The 15,340-nt window shown below is 64.7% G+C and carries 19 protein-coding genes and 1 pseudogene; 8 read left to right on the top strand and 12 right to left on the bottom strand.

Annotated elements, in window-relative coordinates; all coding sequences use genetic code 11:
* Window positions 1-14: 14 nt before the first annotated feature.
* Window positions 15-281, bottom strand: coding sequence for a hypothetical protein (locus QQL28_RS07675; RefSeq protein ID WP_284262979.1), 267 nt, complete (start codon window positions 279-281; stop codon window positions 15-17).
* Between the two features lie 314 nt (window positions 282-595).
* On the opposite strand from QQL28_RS07675, the gene QQL28_RS07670 reads away from it, so the two are divergent.
* Together QQL28_RS07670 and QQL28_RS07665 are read left to right on the top strand one after the other, a co-directional pair.
* Entirely contained in the window at window positions 596-925 is a 330-nt protein-coding gene (locus tag QQL28_RS07670) for a hypothetical protein (RefSeq protein ID WP_284262977.1), read from the top strand.
* Window positions 926-1,497: 572 nt separating this feature from the next.
* Window positions 1,498-1,680 (top strand): hypothetical protein, encoded by a 183-nt coding sequence (locus QQL28_RS07665; protein WP_284262976.1) that lies wholly within the window; start codon window positions 1,498-1,500, stop codon window positions 1,678-1,680.
* Window positions 1,681-1,706: 26 nt separating this feature from the next.
* Here the strand turns inward: QQL28_RS07665 and gatB are convergent, their stop codons facing one another.
* The 7 genes from gatB to QQL28_RS07630 form a co-directional block, all read right to left on the bottom strand.
* Window positions 1,707-3,185, bottom strand: coding sequence for an Asp-tRNA(Asn)/Glu-tRNA(Gln) amidotransferase subunit GatB (gene gatB, locus QQL28_RS07660; protein WP_284262973.1), 1,479 nt, complete (start codon window positions 3,183-3,185; stop codon window positions 1,707-1,709).
* Window positions 3,182-3,484, bottom strand: coding sequence for a hypothetical protein (locus QQL28_RS07655; RefSeq protein ID WP_284262971.1), 303 nt, complete (start codon window positions 3,482-3,484; stop codon window positions 3,182-3,184). Before QQL28_RS07655 ends, gatB begins: the two co-directional genes overlap by 4 nt.
* The gene (gene gatA, locus QQL28_RS07650) at window positions 3,475-4,950 is read right to left on the bottom strand and encodes an Asp-tRNA(Asn)/Glu-tRNA(Gln) amidotransferase subunit GatA (RefSeq protein ID WP_284262969.1); all 1,476 of its coding nucleotides are present in this window, start codon (window positions 4,948-4,950) and stop codon (window positions 3,475-3,477) included. Before gatA ends, QQL28_RS07655 begins: the two co-directional genes overlap by 10 nt.
* Entirely contained in the window at window positions 4,947-5,159 is a 213-nt protein-coding gene (locus tag QQL28_RS07645) for a hypothetical protein (RefSeq protein ID WP_284262967.1), read from the bottom strand. Before QQL28_RS07645 ends, gatA begins: the two co-directional genes overlap by 4 nt.
* 24 nt (window positions 5,160-5,183) lie before the next feature.
* Window positions 5,184-5,471, bottom strand: a complete 288-nt coding sequence (gene gatC / locus QQL28_RS07640; protein ID WP_284262966.1) for an Asp-tRNA(Asn)/Glu-tRNA(Gln) amidotransferase subunit GatC — start codon at window positions 5,469-5,471, stop codon at window positions 5,184-5,186.
* A gap of 160 nt (window positions 5,472-5,631) precedes the next feature.
* Window positions 5,632-6,708 (bottom strand): NAD(P)H-dependent flavin oxidoreductase, encoded by a 1,077-nt coding sequence (locus QQL28_RS07635; protein WP_284262964.1) that lies wholly within the window; start codon window positions 6,706-6,708, stop codon window positions 5,632-5,634.
* Window positions 6,709-6,723: 15 nt separating this feature from the next.
* Window positions 6,724-7,746: an NAD(P)H-dependent flavin oxidoreductase gene (locus QQL28_RS07630; protein WP_431309581.1), complete on the bottom strand. Its 1,023-nt coding sequence runs from the start codon at window positions 7,744-7,746 to the stop codon at window positions 6,724-6,726.
* A 53-nt stretch (window positions 7,747-7,799) separates the two neighbouring features.
* Between QQL28_RS07630 and QQL28_RS07625 the strand changes: the two genes are divergently transcribed.
* A complete protein-coding gene (locus QQL28_RS07625; RefSeq protein WP_284262960.1) occupies window positions 7,800-8,690 on the top strand; it encodes a LysR family transcriptional regulator in 891 nt (296 codons plus the stop codon).
* Here the strand turns inward: QQL28_RS07625 and QQL28_RS07620 are convergent.
* The gene (locus tag QQL28_RS07620) at window positions 8,677-8,892 is read right to left on the bottom strand and encodes a hypothetical protein (RefSeq protein ID WP_284262958.1); all 216 of its coding nucleotides are present in this window, start codon (window positions 8,890-8,892) and stop codon (window positions 8,677-8,679) included. The genes QQL28_RS07625 and QQL28_RS07620 overlap by 14 nt on opposite strands.
* 47 nt (window positions 8,893-8,939) lie before the next feature.
* Here QQL28_RS07620 and ruvX point away from each other — a divergent pair, with 47 nt between their 5' ends.
* Together ruvX and QQL28_RS07610 are read left to right on the top strand one after the other, a co-directional pair.
* Complete coding sequence (gene ruvX, locus QQL28_RS07615) at window positions 8,940-9,431, top strand: Holliday junction resolvase RuvX (RefSeq protein WP_284262956.1); 492 nt, start codon at window positions 8,940-8,942, stop codon at window positions 9,429-9,431.
* A 16-nt stretch (window positions 9,432-9,447) separates the two neighbouring features.
* A pseudogene (locus QQL28_RS07610) lies at window positions 9,448-9,561 on the top strand (AEC family transporter); the annotation flags it as partial.
* Here the strand turns inward: QQL28_RS07610 and QQL28_RS07605 are convergent.
* The 3 genes from QQL28_RS07605 to QQL28_RS07595 form a co-directional block, all read right to left on the bottom strand.
* Window positions 9,558-10,316, bottom strand: a complete 759-nt coding sequence (locus QQL28_RS07605) for a CPBP family intramembrane glutamic endopeptidase (protein WP_284262954.1) — start codon at window positions 10,314-10,316, stop codon at window positions 9,558-9,560. The pseudogene QQL28_RS07610 and the gene QQL28_RS07605 overlap by 4 nt on opposite strands.
* 128 nt (window positions 10,317-10,444) lie before the next feature.
* Window positions 10,445-11,215 carry a CPBP family intramembrane glutamic endopeptidase gene (locus QQL28_RS07600; protein ID WP_284262952.1) on the bottom strand — a complete coding sequence of 257 codons (771 nt, stop codon included), beginning with the start codon at window positions 11,213-11,215 and terminating at the stop codon, window positions 10,445-10,447.
* A 100-nt stretch (window positions 11,216-11,315) separates the two neighbouring features.
* Complete coding sequence (locus QQL28_RS07595; RefSeq protein WP_284262950.1) at window positions 11,316-12,074, bottom strand: M15 family metallopeptidase; 759 nt, start codon at window positions 12,072-12,074, stop codon at window positions 11,316-11,318.
* Between the two features lie 201 nt (window positions 12,075-12,275).
* Between QQL28_RS07595 and QQL28_RS07590 the strand changes: the two genes are divergently transcribed.
* The 3 genes from QQL28_RS07590 (at window position 12,276) to plsY (ending at window position 15,225) form a co-directional block, all read left to right on the top strand.
* On the top strand, window positions 12,276-13,223 hold the full coding sequence (locus QQL28_RS07590; RefSeq protein ID WP_284262947.1) for an aspartate carbamoyltransferase catalytic subunit: 948 nt from the start codon (window positions 12,276-12,278) through the stop codon (window positions 13,221-13,223).
* Window positions 13,224-13,228: 5 nt separating this feature from the next.
* Complete coding sequence (locus QQL28_RS07585; RefSeq protein WP_284263556.1) at window positions 13,229-14,530, top strand: dihydroorotase; 1,302 nt, start codon at window positions 13,229-13,231, stop codon at window positions 14,528-14,530.
* Window positions 14,531-14,628: 98 nt separating this feature from the next.
* Window positions 14,629-15,225, top strand: a complete 597-nt coding sequence (gene plsY, locus QQL28_RS07580; RefSeq protein WP_284263554.1) for a glycerol-3-phosphate 1-O-acyltransferase PlsY — start codon at window positions 14,629-14,631, stop codon at window positions 15,223-15,225.
* Window positions 15,226-15,340 lie beyond the last annotated feature (115 nt).

Here is a 15,340-nt window from a genome sequence, read left to right as displayed (position 1 = left end):
GCGGAGTGAACCGGTCAGTGCATGGTGACCCAGGCCCGCGCCTCACGCTGCGCGGCCGCGATCTCGGCATCCGACATCTGCGCCGCGACTTCCTGGCGATGGCAAATCGCATCCTTGCGGCCCTTCAACGCCGCGAGGTTGAACCATTTGTGCGCAGCAATGAGATCGACGAGGCCGGAGCGGCCGCTCGCCCAATACACGCCCCGCTCGAACAGCACGTCCGACAACGCGCTCGCGTCGATCGGCGTCGCGGTCTCCAGATCGAAAGTCCCCTGAAACATGTCGCATCCCCTTTATTGTTGTGCCGCCTCGTTCCCCCGAGCGCGGCTCCCGTCCAAACTGTTCAACTCGTCCCCACGCCGTTCTTGCCGGCTTGTTGAGGGCGATCTTGGCGGGCAAATTTGAATGGCAGTTTAAGTATCGCGATGAAGGGGACGTAAACGGAAGGCCACGGGGCGCGGCTGCGAAAATGCAAGAAGTCCTCGATTCACAAGCACTTGCGCGATTCGCTGGACGAGGCTGACAGCGCCGATTTTGGCAGAGTGATAACCATTGCGACGGGTACCAGAGGCGCTCGCATGATCCCGAGCGCCCTGTGGTCAGCTCGCTTCGCCGGGCTTCACCAGGCCATGACGCCAGGCGTCGGCGCGACAGTTATTTCACGGCGGCCACGCGCAGCATCGGCTGCGGCGTCTCGGATTCAAAAATTTTGGGAAATGAAAACGCCGGCGAGGATTCCGGCTACTCGAACGAGGGCGTCGGCGAACACGTCAGGACCAGATTTCATTTTGGCCGCAAGGCTACTCATGAAATTGCGGAGCCGATAAAGGCGAACCGCACCGAACGAAGAAAACTCGTTTCTTCTGCCGGACCGGACCTTGACGAGCTAGCTCGGCAAGGAAGGACGATCCGACCGTTGACCTGATGTCTCGCCGACACCCTCTATCGCCGATCAGAGCCCAGTTGACTGAGACCTGCCCTGCCGGAGGCAAACCAGATCGCAGAAGGCGCTGATGACGTGCCGGCCGTCAGAGAGGCCGGCGACTTCAAGAGCGAAGTTACTTCTTCTTCTTCGCGACCTTGCGGGTCTTCTTCGCAGTCTTCTTCACTGCGCTCTTCGCCTTCTTCGCCTTCTTCGCTTTCTTGGCCATGTTGCCCTCCGATGTGTGAGATGGCTTTAATCGCTGCGTGCATTCGGGGATCGAATGCACTTCATCCCGAATACACCAACACGGCGAAAAAAACATCTTCCCGCTTAAGGAAGTGTTGACGCACCAAAGCGCGCACGCACTCCGCGCTTCGTACACGCGCTCGACGAGTCGCTCGGTCGTCTATGCGAAAAGTGCCTGCCACATCGACGCCGGTGAAAGCATCGATTGCAGGAAAACCCTATGCTGCAAGCCCATTCCGCATTCATGCGTTGCGCGCGATCGACGCGTCGTCGCGCGTTGCGTCTGGTTCGAAGACACGCGAAGTGCGTTTCGCGGACTCTGAGTCGTGAATTTTGGCAACGAAAATATTTTCATGCTTAACGGCGCGATCGCTCGCCGGAGCGCGCCTGAAGCCGCCGCTTTCCGCGAATCGAAGACGGCGATTCGATTGGGCTCGGACGGTACGATCGAGGCGACGTTGATCTCGCCGCGTGCGCAAGACGGATGCGCGAAGGCAGGATTGCGGTGACGGCACGCGCCGTCACCGCAGCGTGGTCAGATGCCGAGCTTGGACTTGAGCAGGTCGTTGACGCTCTGCGGGTTGGCCTTGCCGCCGGACGCCTTCATCACCTGGCCGACGAACCAGCCGAGCGACTGCGGCTTGTCCTTGACCTGCGCGGCCTTGTCGGGATTGGCCGCGATGATGTCGTCGACCACCTTCTCGATCGCCGAGAGGTCGGTGACCTGCTTCATGCCGCGGCTTTCCACGAGCGCGCGCGGATCGCCGCCCTCCTGCCAGACGATCTCGAACAGGTCTTTTGCGATCTTGCCGGAGATCGTGCCCTCGCCGATCAGGTCGATGATCGCGGCAAGCTGCTCGGCGGTGACCGGAGAGCCCGTGATGTCCCGCCCTTCCTTGTTGAGGCGGCCGAACAGCTCGTTGATCACCCAGTTCGCCGCCATCTTGCCGTCGCGGCTGCGATTGGCGAGCCTGTCCAGCACGGTCTCGTAGAAGTCGGCGCTTTCGCGCTCGGCGACGAGCACGCTCGCATCATAGGCTGACAGGCCGAGGTCGGCGACGAAGCGGGTCTTCTTCTGATCCGGCAGCTCCGGCAGCTTTGCCCTCAGCTCGTCGACGAAGCTTTGGCTGAACTCCAGCGGCAGCAGATCGGGATCGGGGAAGTAGCGATAGTCGTGCGCCTCTTCCTTGGACCGCATCGAGCGCGTCTCGCCCTTGTTGGGATCGTAGAGGCGCGTCTCCTGGTCGATCGCACCGCCGTCCTCGAGGATCTCGATCTGACGCCGCGCTTCGTACTCGATCGCCTGCCCGATGAAGGTGATCGAGTTCATGTTCTTGATCTCGCAGCGGGTGCCGAGCGGCCCGCCTGGGCGGCGCACCGAGACGTTGACGTCGGCGCGCAAATTGCCCTTCTCCATGTCGCCGTCGCAGGTGCCGAGATAGCGCAGGATCGAGCGTAGCTTCGTCACATAGGCCTTGGCCTGCTCGGCGTCGCGGATGTCCGGTTTTGAGACGATCTCCATCAGCGCCACGCCGGAGCGGTTGAGGTCGACATGGGACATGGACGGCGACTGGTCGTGCAGCAACTTGCCGGCGTCCTGCTCCAGATGCAGCCGCTCGATGCCGACCGTGACGCTGCGGCCGCCGTCGAGCTCGACCAGCACCTCGCCTTCGCCGACGACCGGCGACTTGTACTGGCTGATCTGATAGCCCTGCGGCAGGTCGGGATAGAAATAGTTTTTCCGGTCGAACACCGAGCGCAGATTGATCCTCGCGTTCAGCCCGAGTCCGGTCCGGACAGCCTGCCTGACGCATTCCTCATTGATGACCGGCAGCATGCCCGGCATCGCCGCGTCGACCAGCGACACGTGCGTATTCGGCTCGCCGCCGAACTCAGTGGACGCGCCCGAGAAGAGCTTTGAGTTCGACGTCACCTGGGCGTGGATCTCCATGCCGATGACCATCTCCCAGTCGCCGGTGGCGCCTTTGAGAAGCTTGTGCGTGGCCGTGCTCATGTCTTGCTCCCGAGCAGCGTGGCAGCGATCCGCTCCCACTCCGCTTCCAATGAATCCTTTGCCGCGGGCTGACCCGCCTGGCGGTACCAGTAGCCGGCATTGCCGAGATCGCCTTCGACGCGGTGCAAGTATGCATGAACCCAGGCGGCGTCGCGGCCGTTGTCGTCCTGAACGATCCTGTGCGCCTGATCCCAGTCGCCCTTGGCGGCCCACCACAGGCCTTTGAGCGGCGCGCTCAAGTTCGGCGCGGGCGAAGCGCCGTCGAGGCTTGCGATGAACGCTGCCGCGTTCACCACCACCTCACGGGCGTGAAGCGCCCTGCCGCCTGCTCGATCACCTCGCCGAGCGAGAACAGCGTCTCCTCATCGAAGGGACGGCCGATCAGTTGCAGGCCGAGCGGCAGGCCTTGCGCGTCCTTGCCGGCGGGCACGGCGATGCCGGGCAGGCCCGCCATGTTCACGGTCACCGTGAAAATGTCGTTGAGGTACATCTCGACCGGATCGGCGCCGCCCTTCTCGCCGATGCCGAAGGCGGCCGACGGTGTCGCCGGCGTCAGGATCGCGTCGACGCCCTTCGCGAAGCAATCCTCGAAATCCTTCTTGATCAGCGTGCGGACTTTCTGCGCGCGCAGATAATAGGCGTCGTAATAGCCGGCCGAGAGCACGTAGGTGCCGATCATGACCCGGCGCTTCACCTCGGCGCCAAAGCCTTCGGCACGGCTGTTCTCGTACATCTCGATGATGTTCCTGCCCTGCTCGCGCAGGCCGTAACGCACGCCGTCATAGCGCGCGAGGTTGGACGAGGCTTCCGCCGGCGCCACGATGTAATAGGCCGGCAGCGCGTATTTGGTGTGCGGCAGCGACACCTCGACCAGCTCGGCGCCGGCGGCTTTCAGCCAGGCCGCACCCGCTTCCCAAAGCTTTTCGATCTCGGCCGGCATGCCGTCGAGGCGATATTCCCTGGGGATGCCGATCCTCATGCCCTTCACGGACTTGCCGATCGCGGCCTCGTAGTTCGGCACGGCGATGTCGACCGACGTCGTATCCTTCGGGTCGTGTCCGGCCATCGAGCGCAGCAGCATCGCGCAATCGCGCACGCTGCGCGCGATGGGACCGGCCTGATCGAGCGAGGAGGCAAAGGCGACGATGCCCCAGCGCGAGCAGCGTCCATAGGTCGGCTTGATGCCGACGGTCGCGGTGAAGGCTGCCGGCTGGCGGATCGAGCCGCCGGTATCGGTCGCGGTCGCGCCCATGCAGAGCAGCGCGGCGACAGCCGAGGCCGAGCCGCCGGACGAGCCGCCCGGCACCAGCGTCGTATTGGAGCCCTCGCGCCGCCAGGGATTGACGACCGGGCCGAAGCAGGAGGTCTCGTTCGACGAGCCCATCGCGAACTCGTCATTGTTCAGCTTGCCGAGGAGCACGGCACCATCGCGCCAGAGCTGCTTGGTCACGGTCGATTCATAGGGCGGCTTGAAGTCGCCGAGAATCTTCGAACACGCCGTCGTGCGGATGCCCTCCGTCGCGAACAGATCCTTGATGCCGAGCGGAATGCCGGCGAGCGGGCCGGCATCGCCCTTGGCGATCTTGCCATCAGCCTCGCGTGCCATGGCGCGCGCCTGGTCGGGCGTCTCCAGGACGAAGGCGTTGAGCGCGCGCGCGGCTTCCATCGCGCTCAAATGCGCGTCGGTCAGCTCGAGCGACGTGAACGTCTTGTCGGCGAGACCCTTGCGGGCCTCGGCGAGCGTCAGCGATGTCAAATCGGTCATTTATTGATCGGGCTACAGAAGAACGGAGACAGGGTCTTGTCGTTGGCCGGGTCGTCTTTCTTGGCAGCCGCCTTCGCGGCGGCCTCGATCTCGTCGAGCACGGCATTGACGGCGACATTGGGGTCGGCAGTCTTGCCCTGCCGCTCCATCGCGTCGAGATAGTTCATATAGGCCTGATAGGCCTTTTCATCGTCGCATAAGAGGCACATCGGACAGCGTCCTGAACTAGAGACTCACTCGACGACCTTCGGCACCAGGAAGAAGTGGCCTTCGGTCGCCGGCGCGTTGGCAACGATATCGTCGGCGATCTCGCCGTCATTGACGACGTCTTGACGCTTCTTCATCTCCATCGGGGTCACCGAGGTCATGGGATCGACGCCGTCGACATTAACCTCCGAGAGCTGCTCGACGAAGGCAAGCATGGCGTTGAGCTCGCCCTGGAGATGCGGAACCTCGTCGTCGGAAACCGCAATGCGCGCGAGATGCGCGATGCGGCGGACGGTAGCGGCGTCAACGGACATAATATAAGGCCTCGAACGGCAGAAATCCTGTTCTGCCGTATAGCAGAGGCCGGTTTTGCGCCGCAACCGGCGTGGGCGCATGATCCGGAAAAGTGCGCAGCGGTTTTCCGGAAAGATCATGCGCAAACAATAACCTAAAGCGCGATGATCCTATCGCGCCCTAGCCGGCCAGCGCTTTCAGGCGGGCCTGCGCGGATTTGGCCAGCTCCCGGGTCAATTCGGCCGCCGGCGCCTCGCGGCCCATGCCGATGGCCTGGCCAGCCCAGAGATTGGTGAAATCCACCCTGCCCTGCTTTTCGGCGGCCGCCTTCAGCGGCCCCAGCGCGGTCGCGGCATGGGGAAAGGGCGGCGCGTCCGGCGAAATCGGGCCGGCCTCGCGCATCAGGCGGTTCTGCACGCCGCGCGCGGGCCGGCCGGTCATCACATTGGTGATGACGGTGGAATCGTCCCGGGCTTCGGCGAGCGCCTTGCGGCCGCCGGCGCTGACCTTGGATTCCGGGCAGCGCAGATAGGCACTGCCGATCTGCACGCCGGCCGCACCGAGCGCGAAGGCGGCTGCTATGCCGCGCCCGTCCGCGATGCCGCCGGCGGCGATCACCGGCACCTTCACCGCATCGACGACCTGCGGCACCAGCGCGAAGGTGCCGGGCTGCTCGGCGATCTTGTCGGTCAGGAACATGCCGCGATGGCCGCCCGCCTCGGCGCCTTGCGCGATCACGGCATCGGCGCCGCGCTGCTCGAGCCAGACCGCTTCCTTCACGGTCGTGGCGGAGGAGATCACGATACAGCCGACCGCCTTGACGCGCTTGAGCAGCGCCGCCTCCGGCAGGCCGAAATGGAAGCTGATGACTTCCGGCTTCAGCTCCTCGACGACCTCGCAGAACGCCGCATCGAACGGCGCGCGGCTCGCGGCGCTGATCGGCGCCGCCGGATCGAGACCATGCTCCTTGTAGTAGCCCGTGAGCCGCTGCTTCCAGCGTGCTTCGGCTTCAGTCGTGAGCTCGATCGGCGTATGGCAGAAGAAGTTCATGCTCACCGGCGCAGAGACGCTCTGGCGGATGAGATTGACCTGCTCACGTGCCTTCTCCGCCGACAGCATCGCGCACGGCAGCGAGCCGAGCGCGCCACCTTTCGCCGCGGCGATCACCAGCTCCGCATCCATCACGCCCGCCATCGGCGCCAGCACGATCGGGAATTCGGTCTTGAAGAGATCGATCAGTCGACGGTCAGGCCACATGGTTGTTCTCTCGTGTTAGGCAGCAGAAGCGATAGAATTGCGCCGGCGGGCCAGCAACTGCTCCGCCTCCGTCGCGATCCGTTCGATGATCTCGGCGGCCGGCGGAATATCATGGATCAGGCCGACCGCCTCGCCGGCGATCACGGCGGTGACGTCGAAATTGCCGCTCGCCTTCGCGGCGGCATAGTCGGCCGCAACCTTGGCGACATTCTGCATCAATTCGACCTCGCGGCCCATCCAGCGCCGGGCGTGATCGTTGATCAGGCACCGTCCGGTAAACGGCGCCGGCCACACATTGTTGCGGGAGAGATCGAAAATGATGCCGCGTACGGTCGAGCCGCTCGTTGCATCACAGATGCGCCGCTTCGCCTCATCCGCGCCGTCCGCCTCCTGGCTCGCATAAAAGCGCGTGCCGAGCAGCACGCCGCTTGCCCCCAGCATCATCATGGCGGCGAGCCCGCGCCCGTCGGCGATGCCGCCGGCGGCGACAACCGGCACCCGCCCCGCCGCGAGATCGACAATCCCTGGCACGAGATCGACGGTGGTGCGGGATGCACCATGGCCGCCCGCCTCGGTGCCCTGCGCGATCAGAATATCCGCGCCGGCGTCGAGCGCCTGTCGCGCCATGGCCTCGTCCTGCACCTGGCAGATCAGCCGCGCGCCGGCCGATTTGATCTTCGGCGCGAATGGCGCGGGATCGCCGAACGAGAGCATGATCGCCGCGGGCTTTGCCGCGAGCGCGATGTCGAGAAGCTCCGGACACCTGGCGAGGCTCCAGGTGATGAAGCCGATGCCGAACGGCGCGCGCAGGTCTTTCAGCTTCGCAGTCTCCTGCTCCAGCCAGAGCCTTTCGCCATAGCCGCCGCCGAGAACGCCAAAGCCGCCGGCGCGGCTCACAGCCGTCACCAGCCGGCTACCCGCAACGATATCCATCGGAGCGAGCAGGATCGGATGATCAATGCCAAGCTGCGTGGTCAGCGGTGTGGTGATCGGCATGGCTCCTCCCGTCTGGACAGCAAGGCTAGGCGGGAATAGCATTCTCGAAAATTGAATTCTTGCGAACGCTGCCATCTCAAAAACGAAACGAAGCTATGGAACTCAGCGATATCAAGACCTTTGCCGCGGTCGCCCGCGCCGGCGGCATCACCCGTGCCGCGGAAGAGCTCAACACCGTGCAGTCGAATGTCACCCAGCGGATCAAGGCGCTGGAGGCCGAGATTGGCACGCCGCTGTTCGGGCGGCACAGCCGCGGCATGACGCTGACCGGCGCCGGCAAGCGGCTCCTGCCCTACGCGCAGAAAATGGCGGCGCTGTCGCGCGAAGCCGTGCTCGCCGCGCGCGACGATGGCGAGCCCAAGGGTCCGCTCGCGATCGGCTCGATGGAGACGACCGCCGCCGTGCGCCTGCCGCCGCTGCTCGCGGATTTTCACCGGCATTTCCCTGCCGTGCGGCTGAGCCTGCGCACCGCGACCACCGCCGATCTCGTAGCCGCCGTGCTCGATGGCGCGCTCGACGGCGCCTTTGTCGCGGGTCCGATCGAGCATGCCGAGCTCACCAGCGTCAGCGCCTTCCGCGAAGAGCTGGTGCTGGTCAGCGCGCGCCGCTGGGCATCACTGATGGAGCTGCGCGCCGGCACACCGGAGTCCGGCCCGACGGCGCTGGTGTTCCGCACCGGCTGCACCTATCGCCAGCGGCTCGAGCAGATCTTCGTCGAGTTCGGCTGGCCGTCGGCGGCGCGCTTCGAGCTCGGCACGCTCGACGGCATGATCGGCTGTGTCGCCGCCGACATGGGCGTGACACTGCTGCCCCGCGCGGTGGTCGAACGCAGCGCAATGATCGGTAACGTGTCGATCCACGCGCTGAGCCCAGCCTCCGCGCGCGTCGAGACGCTGTTCATCCAGCGTCGCGCCGGCCACCAATACAGCGCGCTTCAAGGGTTCGTGTCCTGCCTGAGCAAGGACGACGAGGTCATCGCGGCCTGAGATGCCAGCGCCGTAGCGCCACGGCGGCCCAGATTGCTTCGACCAGGCCGAACGGCCAGGCGCCTTGCAGGAAGCCGTAGGCCGAGCCGAGCGCACAGGATGCGGCGAACAGCAGCACGAACCAGTGGCTCCGATCCTCCAGCGCATAACAGACCAGCATCGCGGTCACGGCGAACAGGCCGAATAAGGTCAGCGCATCCATTGTTTCTCGGTTCACTCCGCAGCGCTTCGCGTGGTATGCGCTGACACATGCCGGCTCCTATCCTACCTCTCATCGACGCTGCAACCCACTGGCCCGCGCGCGGCGCGCTGATCGGGCTCGATCTCGGCACCAAGACGATCGGTGTTGCCGTCTCCGATCCCGACCGGCGGCTCGCGACCGGCGTCGAGACGATCCAGCGCAAGGCTTTCAAGCAGGATGCCGCACGCTTGCTCGCCATCGCCGCCGAGCGCAAGGCCGTCGGCTTCGTGCTCGGCCTGCCCATCAATATGGACGGCAGTGAGGGCCCGCGCGCGCAATCGACCCGCGCCTTCGCCCGCAACCTCGCCGGCCTGACCGCGCTTGCCATCGGGCTGTGGGACGAGCGTCTCTCGACGTCCGCCGTGGAGCGCGAGCTTATCGGCATGGACGTCAGCCGGGCCAAGCGCGCCGAGGTGATCGACGAGCACGCCGCAATCTTCATCCTGCAAGGCGCGCTCGATCGGCTTGCCAATCTTCGCGCCGCGCCCGGAACGGACTGACCCATGGCGGTGGTGATCGCGGCGCTGCGCGGGCGATGCGCCGCTGCTGGCGCAGATCATCACGCTGCAACCGATCTTGGCGGCGGTCACGATGCCGATTGCGATCGCGATGGTGGCGGCAGGGCCTTAGACGTAGGGGCCCGAGATGAAGAAGATGAAGGTGTTTACGGCCGAATGAGCGATCACCGTCAGCCAGGTCGAATTGCTGCTTGAGCGAAGATGACCGAGAGCAAGTCCCCCGAAGAAGACATTTAGCCGCCCGTACCAATCGTACTGGGTGTGCTCCATCGCCCATAGCGCCGAAGTGAGCAGGATGGCGCCGGTCGGCCCCAGAAACGACTGGGACCAGCCGCGAAACATGAAGCCGCGAACCACGAACTCCTCGAGAATTGGCGCGGCAATACACGTTCCGACGAGCAGCGCAAGCATTCCAGCGGCGCCCTTAACAACGAGAACAGAACCAGGTTGATACCCGCCCGGGCCAACTTTTTGAGCGACAAACATTTCAAGGGACAACACGATCGTCATAAGAGCCAAAGCTCGCACGATCTCGCCCCCGCTTGGCCAGTTCAGCGCAAGATATTCAGCGAAGTCCCTGCGAGCCATGCGTGTCGCAACCCACAGCACCGTCATTGCTGCCGGGGTTCCCAGAATGACGGCGGTGCCTTGCCAGCGGCCCTCTAGCCACACCGCGTTAAATTCTGCTGGAGACAAAGTCCTCGTCCCACCATACATAGCCAGCAAAACGCTCAGCGCGAATCCCGCTGTGAGCAAGTAAGCGCCGTCAGCGATCAGGGCGACGAGTAACGTCTCCATGAAATCCCACGTTCGGGGCTGTTGCGCTGAGCCCGCAGCCGAGGGCTTGGCATTTTCGAGGTCGGACATGCAGATTTTCCGCGACAAAGTCGCGGCGACAGTGGAGGAAGGTTCTACCTAACGTACTGCAGCATAGTCTGGCCGGCAATTGTGACGTCACAGACGGCTTCAATTGCGCGCCAAGCACAGGCGCCCATCTAGCTCCCCAGCCACATCGTCAGCACCACCGCCGTCAGATTGTTCAGTGCGTGGAGCACGATCGTGAGCCACAGCGAGTTGCCGCGGTAGCGCATGTAGCCGAACCACAGTCCGATCGAGAACACCTCGGCAAGGAAGTACATATCGTACTGGAGGTGCACGGCCGTCCAGACCAGCGACGACAGGATGATTGCACCGGGCACGCGCAGAAAACTTTCCGACCAGCCGCGATAGAGGAAGCCCCGCGCAATCAGCTCCTCGGACATCGGCGCGGCAATGCTAAAGGCGAGCACGAGCATCGTCGCCGCGCCCTTGTCGCGGCCCGACTTCAGGAGATCGGTCATGAAGCCCGGCGTCGCCTCGCGGCCCAGCGCGCGCGACATCGTCTCCCAGATCACCACGATCAGGATTAGACCGACGGCACCAAGCAGAATCTGCAACCAGGATGGCCAGCGCAGCGCGAGGTAGTCGGCGAAGGAAGCTCCCTTCAGGCGAATTGCAAGCCACACCGCGGCCAGCGTGGTCGGCAGGCCTGCGATCACCGACAGCGCCAGCGCCTGCGGATCGCGGCCGACGGACTCAAGGGACGCCATGTCGATCGGGCCGCCGCGATACGCCACGAGATAGACGATGGTGCCGATCTGGCCGACGAACATCGCAGCGAACACGAACACGCCCCACAGCGTCGTGCCCCAGAATTTCCAGACGCGCGGCGCGCCGTCGGCGGGCGTCACGATGAACGGCGGATGGTCAGGATTGAGGGTGTCCATCAAGAGGCTTTCGTTGGGCGCGACAACAGGGGCGGCGACTGGTTGAAGACCTCATGGGTTGCGAAGCTCAGCTGGGTCATCGTGCGTCCTCGGACCGGAATCAGTTCCGCCGCGGCTGGATCGGGAAATCATAGGCTGCCCCGCCCGCCCCCGGCAGGGAAAAATGCCACCACTCCTTCGAATAGTTCACAAAGCCTTGCCGGGCCATCGCAGCCACCAGCCGCTTGCGCCAGGCGCGCTGATCGGCCGTGATCGACGGTGCGGCGGTATGGCCCCTCGCATCCGTGCAGTCATAACCGGTGCCCATGTCGACGCTGCCTTCGGGGGCCCGGGCCTCGACCGGCGCCGTGCAGTCGCCATAGGCCTTGGCGGGATCGTATCTGGCGGAGTTGTCAGCCTTCAGATCGACGAGAGTCAGATCGAGCGCCGCACCTGTGGAATGCTGCGAGCGGCTCGCGATATAGCCGAGGCGAAACAGCTCGGTCTTGGCAATCTTCGGGTTGTAGCGCCGCTCGGCTGTCGGCTCGCGGCCGTTCTGCGCCCACGCCACCATATCGAGCGAAGCGCGCACCGGCCGGTAGCAATCGAACATCTTCAGCGAGAGGTTTTGACCAGAGAGCTCCTGCTGGATCGCCCTCAGCCGCAGCCCCACCTCCCGCTTGACCACGCATTCGCCGGCGCCGTAGCCACTCAGCGGATGGCCGGTGAAGTTGTTCGAAGTCGCGTAGCGGATGTCCTGGATAATGGTGGGATCGATGTCGCGCAGGTAGACGAAGCCGCCGGGCAGCGATTGGGCATGGGCTGCCGGGATTGAGACGATTGCTAAAACTGCGATCAAAATTGGCTTGGCGACGCACATTCACTCTTCCCTTGTCATTCCGGGGCGCGCGTCAGCGCGAACCCCAATTCGCAATCGCGAATTGTGGAATCTCTCGAGATTCCGGGTTCGATGCTTCGCATCGCCCCAGAATGACGACAAGGTTACAGATCAGGGGATAACTCACTTCCTGACCTTTGCCCCTTGCCCCCTCCACCATCCCCGCCTATAGCTCTGCTTTTAATGACATCGAAATCGACCTTCGTCCTCGGTCACCGGCATCTGCTGGGCATCGAGGGCCTTTCCGCTGCCGATATCACCGGCCTCCTCGACCTGTCCGAAGAATATGTCGAGGTAAACCGCCAGGTGGACAAGAAGCGCACTGTCCTGCGTGGACGGACGCAAGTGAACCTGTTCTTCGAGGCCTCCACCCGCACCCAATCCTCGTTCGAGCTCGCGGGCAAACGCCTGGGCGCCGACGTCATGAACATGTCGGTCTCGTCCTCGTCTATGAAAAAGGGCGAGACGCTGATCGACACCGCCGTGACGCTGAATGCCATGCACCCGGATATCCTGGTGGTGCGGCATCACGCCTCCGGCGCGGTGGAACTTTTGGCGCGCAAGGTTGACGGGTCCGTGATCAATGCCGGCGACGGTGCCCATGAGCACCCGACGCAAGCACTGCTGGACGCGCTGACCATCCGCCGCAACAAGGGCCGGATCGAAGGCCTCGTGATCGCGATCTGCGGCGACGTGCTGCATTCGCGCGTCGCCCGCTCCAACATCATTCTGCTCAACACCATGGGCGCCCGCGTTCGCGTCGTCGGGCCCTCCACGCTGCTGCCACCGGGCATCGAGCGGATGGGGGTCGAGGTCGCGCGCGACATGCGCGAGGGCCTGGAAGGCGCAGACATCGTCATGATGCTGCGGCTCCAGCGCGAGCGCATGAACGGCTCCTTCGTGCCGTCGTCCAGCGAGTACTTCAACTATTTCGGCCTCGACCAGAAGAAGCTCGCCTACGCAAAGCCCGATGCGCTGGTGATGCATCCCGGTCCCATGAACCGCGGCGTCGAGATCGACACCGCGGTCGCCGACGGCGCGCAGTCCCTGATCCGCGAACAGGTGGAGATGGGCGTGGCCGTGCGCATGGCGGTGCTGGAAGCACTCGCCCGTAACCTGCCGAACGCGTGATGCCCATGCTGACCGACCGCCGCCCGATCCTGCTCGCCAACGCCCGCGTCGTCGATCCCTCCAGGGATTTCGACGGCCTCGGCGACGTCCTGATCGCCGACGGCACCATCCGCGAGACCCGCCGCGGCATCGGCGCGGCCGGCGTCCCCGAGGGCACCGACATCGTCAACTGCTCCGGCAAGATCGTGGCCCCAGGGCTGATCGACATGCGCGCCTTTGCAGGCGAACCCGGCTTCAGCCACCGCGAGACGTTTGCCAGCGCGAGCCAGGCGGCGGCGACCGGCGGCATCACCACCATCATCTGCCAACCCGACACCGCGCCCGTCATCGACAATTCGGCGACCGTCGACTTCGTGATGCGCCGCGCCCGCGACACCGCGATCGTCAACATCCAGCCGATGGCGGCACTGACGAAGGGAATGCGCGGCGAGGAGATGACCGAGTTCGGTCTCCTGAAGGCCGCCGGAGCGGTCGCGTTCAGCGACGGCGACAGAAGCGTCACCAACGCACAGGTGATGCGTTGGGCGCTGACCTATGCGCGCGATTTCGACGCGCTGATCGTGCACTATACCGAGGACCCCAAACTCGTCGGCGAAGGTGTCATGAACGAGGGCGAGTTCGCGACTCGCCTTGGCCTGATGGGCATCCCGAACGCGGCGGAGGCCGTGATGCTGGAGCGCGACATGCGCCTTGTCGCGCTGACCGGCGGCCGCTATCACGCGGCCGCGCTCTCCTGCATCGACTCGCTCGACATTCTGAAGCGCGCGCGCGACGCGGGCCTCAACGTGAGCGCCTCGGTCTCGATCAACCATCTCGCCCTGAACGAGAACGATATCGGGCCCTACCGGACGTTCCTGAAACTATCGCCGCCGCTGCGCACAGAGGACGACCGCCGGGCACTGGTTGCCGCCGTCGGGTCCGGCCTCGTCGACGTCATCATGTCCGACCACAATCCGCAGGACGTCGAGGTCAAGCGCCTGCCGTTCGCGGAAGCGGCGTCCGGCGCGGTGGGCCTCGAGACCATGCTGTCGGCGGGCCTGCGGCTGGTGCATAATGGCGAGATGGAACTGAAGACGCTGATCCGGGCGATGTCGACGCGGCCGGCCGAGCTGCTTGGCCTGCCCGGCGGCACCTTGCGCGCCGGCGCGCCGGCCGACGTCATCGTGATCGACGCCGATACGCCGTGGGTGCTCGATCCCGCCGACCTCAAATCGCCCTGCAAGAACACCCCGTTCGACGAAGCCCGCTTCACGGGACGGGTGGTGCGCACCATCGTCGGCGGGCGCACGGTGTTCGAGCATGTCTAGCGTAGCGTTTTCGAGCGAAGTGGGTACCGGTTCGCGTCAAGAAAACGCGTCAGGAAGAATCCATGCGCGGGAAATATGTCGGGCACGGAGATGCGGCGATGGGACTTGAAGCTTTCCTCCCCGTGGCCTTCGTCATCGGCTACCTGCTCGGCTCGATCCCGTTCGGCCTGATCCTGACCAAGCTGGCCGGCACGCAGGATCTGCGCTCGATCGGGTCCGGCAATATCGGCGCCACCAACGTGCTGCGCACCGGCCGCAAGGGGCTTGCGGCGGCAACGCTGCTGCTCGACGCCCTGAAGGGCACTGCGGCGGTCGTGATCGCGGGTTACATCGCCGGTCCCAATGCGGCGATGATCGCCGGCCTCGGCGCCTTCCTCGGCCACCTCTTTCCGGTCTGGCTCAAGTTCAAAGGCGGCAAGGGCGTTGCGGTCTATATCGGCATCCTGCTCGGCCTGTTCTGGCCGGGCGCGCTGTTCTTCTGCCTGCTCTGGCTCGCGACCGCCTTCACCACCCGCTACTCCTCGCTCTCGGCGCTGGTGGCGGCCTTCGTGGCGCCGATCTTCCTGTGGTGGTTCGGCCACCTCGCGCTCGCCTCGCTGGCCGCGGTGCTGACGCTGCTCCTGTTCTACATGCACCGCGAGAACATCAAGCGGTTGCAATCGGGCAGCGAGAGCCGGATTGGCCAGAAGTCGTAAGTCCGGAAAAAGTACGGATACCGACGCGGCTCTTCCGCATTATAATCCAATTCCTGTTCGCAACTCTTGCCGGGAGTGGCGAAGCAGTTCCATGCCTGTCATCCTCAGGGATGAC

It is taken from the genome of Bradyrhizobium iriomotense (genome assembly GCF_030160715.1).
Lineage (GTDB): Bacteria > Pseudomonadota > Alphaproteobacteria > Rhizobiales > Xanthobacteraceae > Bradyrhizobium > Bradyrhizobium iriomotense.
The sequence above is the reverse complement of the archived record's forward strand: the minus strand, read 5'-3'. Positions and strand labels throughout refer to the sequence as shown.

Bases quoted from the DNA above. Each gene is read 5' to 3' on its own strand.
- gatA (WP_284262969.1), bottom strand. From the start codon at position 4,950: ATGACCGATTTGACATCGCTGACGCTCGCCGAGGCCCGCAAGGGTCTC.
- QQL28_RS07605 (WP_284262954.1), bottom strand. From the start codon at position 10,316: ATGTCCGACCTCGAAAATGCCAAGCCCTCGGCTGCGGGCTCAGCGCAA.
- QQL28_RS07585 (WP_284263556.1), top strand. From the start codon at position 13,229: ATGCTGACCGACCGCCGCCCGATCCTGCTCGCCAACGCCCGCGTCGTC.
- plsY (WP_284263554.1), top strand. From the start codon at position 14,629: ATGGGACTTGAAGCTTTCCTCCCCGTGGCCTTCGTCATCGGCTACCTG.
- QQL28_RS07590 (WP_284262947.1), top strand. From the start codon at position 12,276: ATGACATCGAAATCGACCTTCGTCCTCGGTCACCGGCATCTGCTGGGC.
- gatC (WP_284262966.1), bottom strand. From the start codon at position 5,471: ATGTCCGTTGACGCCGCTACCGTCCGCCGCATCGCGCATCTCGCGCGC.
- QQL28_RS07630 (WP_431309581.1), bottom strand. From the start codon at position 7,746: ATGCTATTCCCGCCTAGCCTTGCTGTCCAGACGGGAGGAGCCATGCCG.
- gatB (WP_284262973.1), bottom strand. From the start codon at position 3,185: ATGAGCACGGCCACGCACAAGCTTCTCAAAGGCGCCACCGGCGACTGG.
- QQL28_RS07625 (WP_284262960.1), top strand. From the start codon at position 7,800: ATGGAACTCAGCGATATCAAGACCTTTGCCGCGGTCGCCCGCGCCGGC.
- QQL28_RS07675 (WP_284262979.1), bottom strand. From the start codon at position 281: ATGTTTCAGGGGACTTTCGATCTGGAGACCGCGACGCCGATCGACGCG.
- ruvX (WP_284262956.1), top strand. From the start codon at position 8,940: ATGCCGGCTCCTATCCTACCTCTCATCGACGCTGCAACCCACTGGCCC.
- QQL28_RS07645 (WP_284262967.1), bottom strand. From the start codon at position 5,159: ATGTGCCTCTTATGCGACGATGAAAAGGCCTATCAGGCCTATATGAAC.
- QQL28_RS07620 (WP_284262958.1), bottom strand. From the start codon at position 8,892: ATGGATGCGCTGACCTTATTCGGCCTGTTCGCCGTGACCGCGATGCTG.
- QQL28_RS07600 (WP_284262952.1), bottom strand. From the start codon at position 11,215: ATGGACACCCTCAATCCTGACCATCCGCCGTTCATCGTGACGCCCGCC.
- QQL28_RS07595 (WP_284262950.1), bottom strand. From the start codon at position 12,074: ATGTGCGTCGCCAAGCCAATTTTGATCGCAGTTTTAGCAATCGTCTCA.
- QQL28_RS07635 (WP_284262964.1), bottom strand. From the start codon at position 6,708: ATGTGGCCTGACCGTCGACTGATCGATCTCTTCAAGACCGAATTCCCG.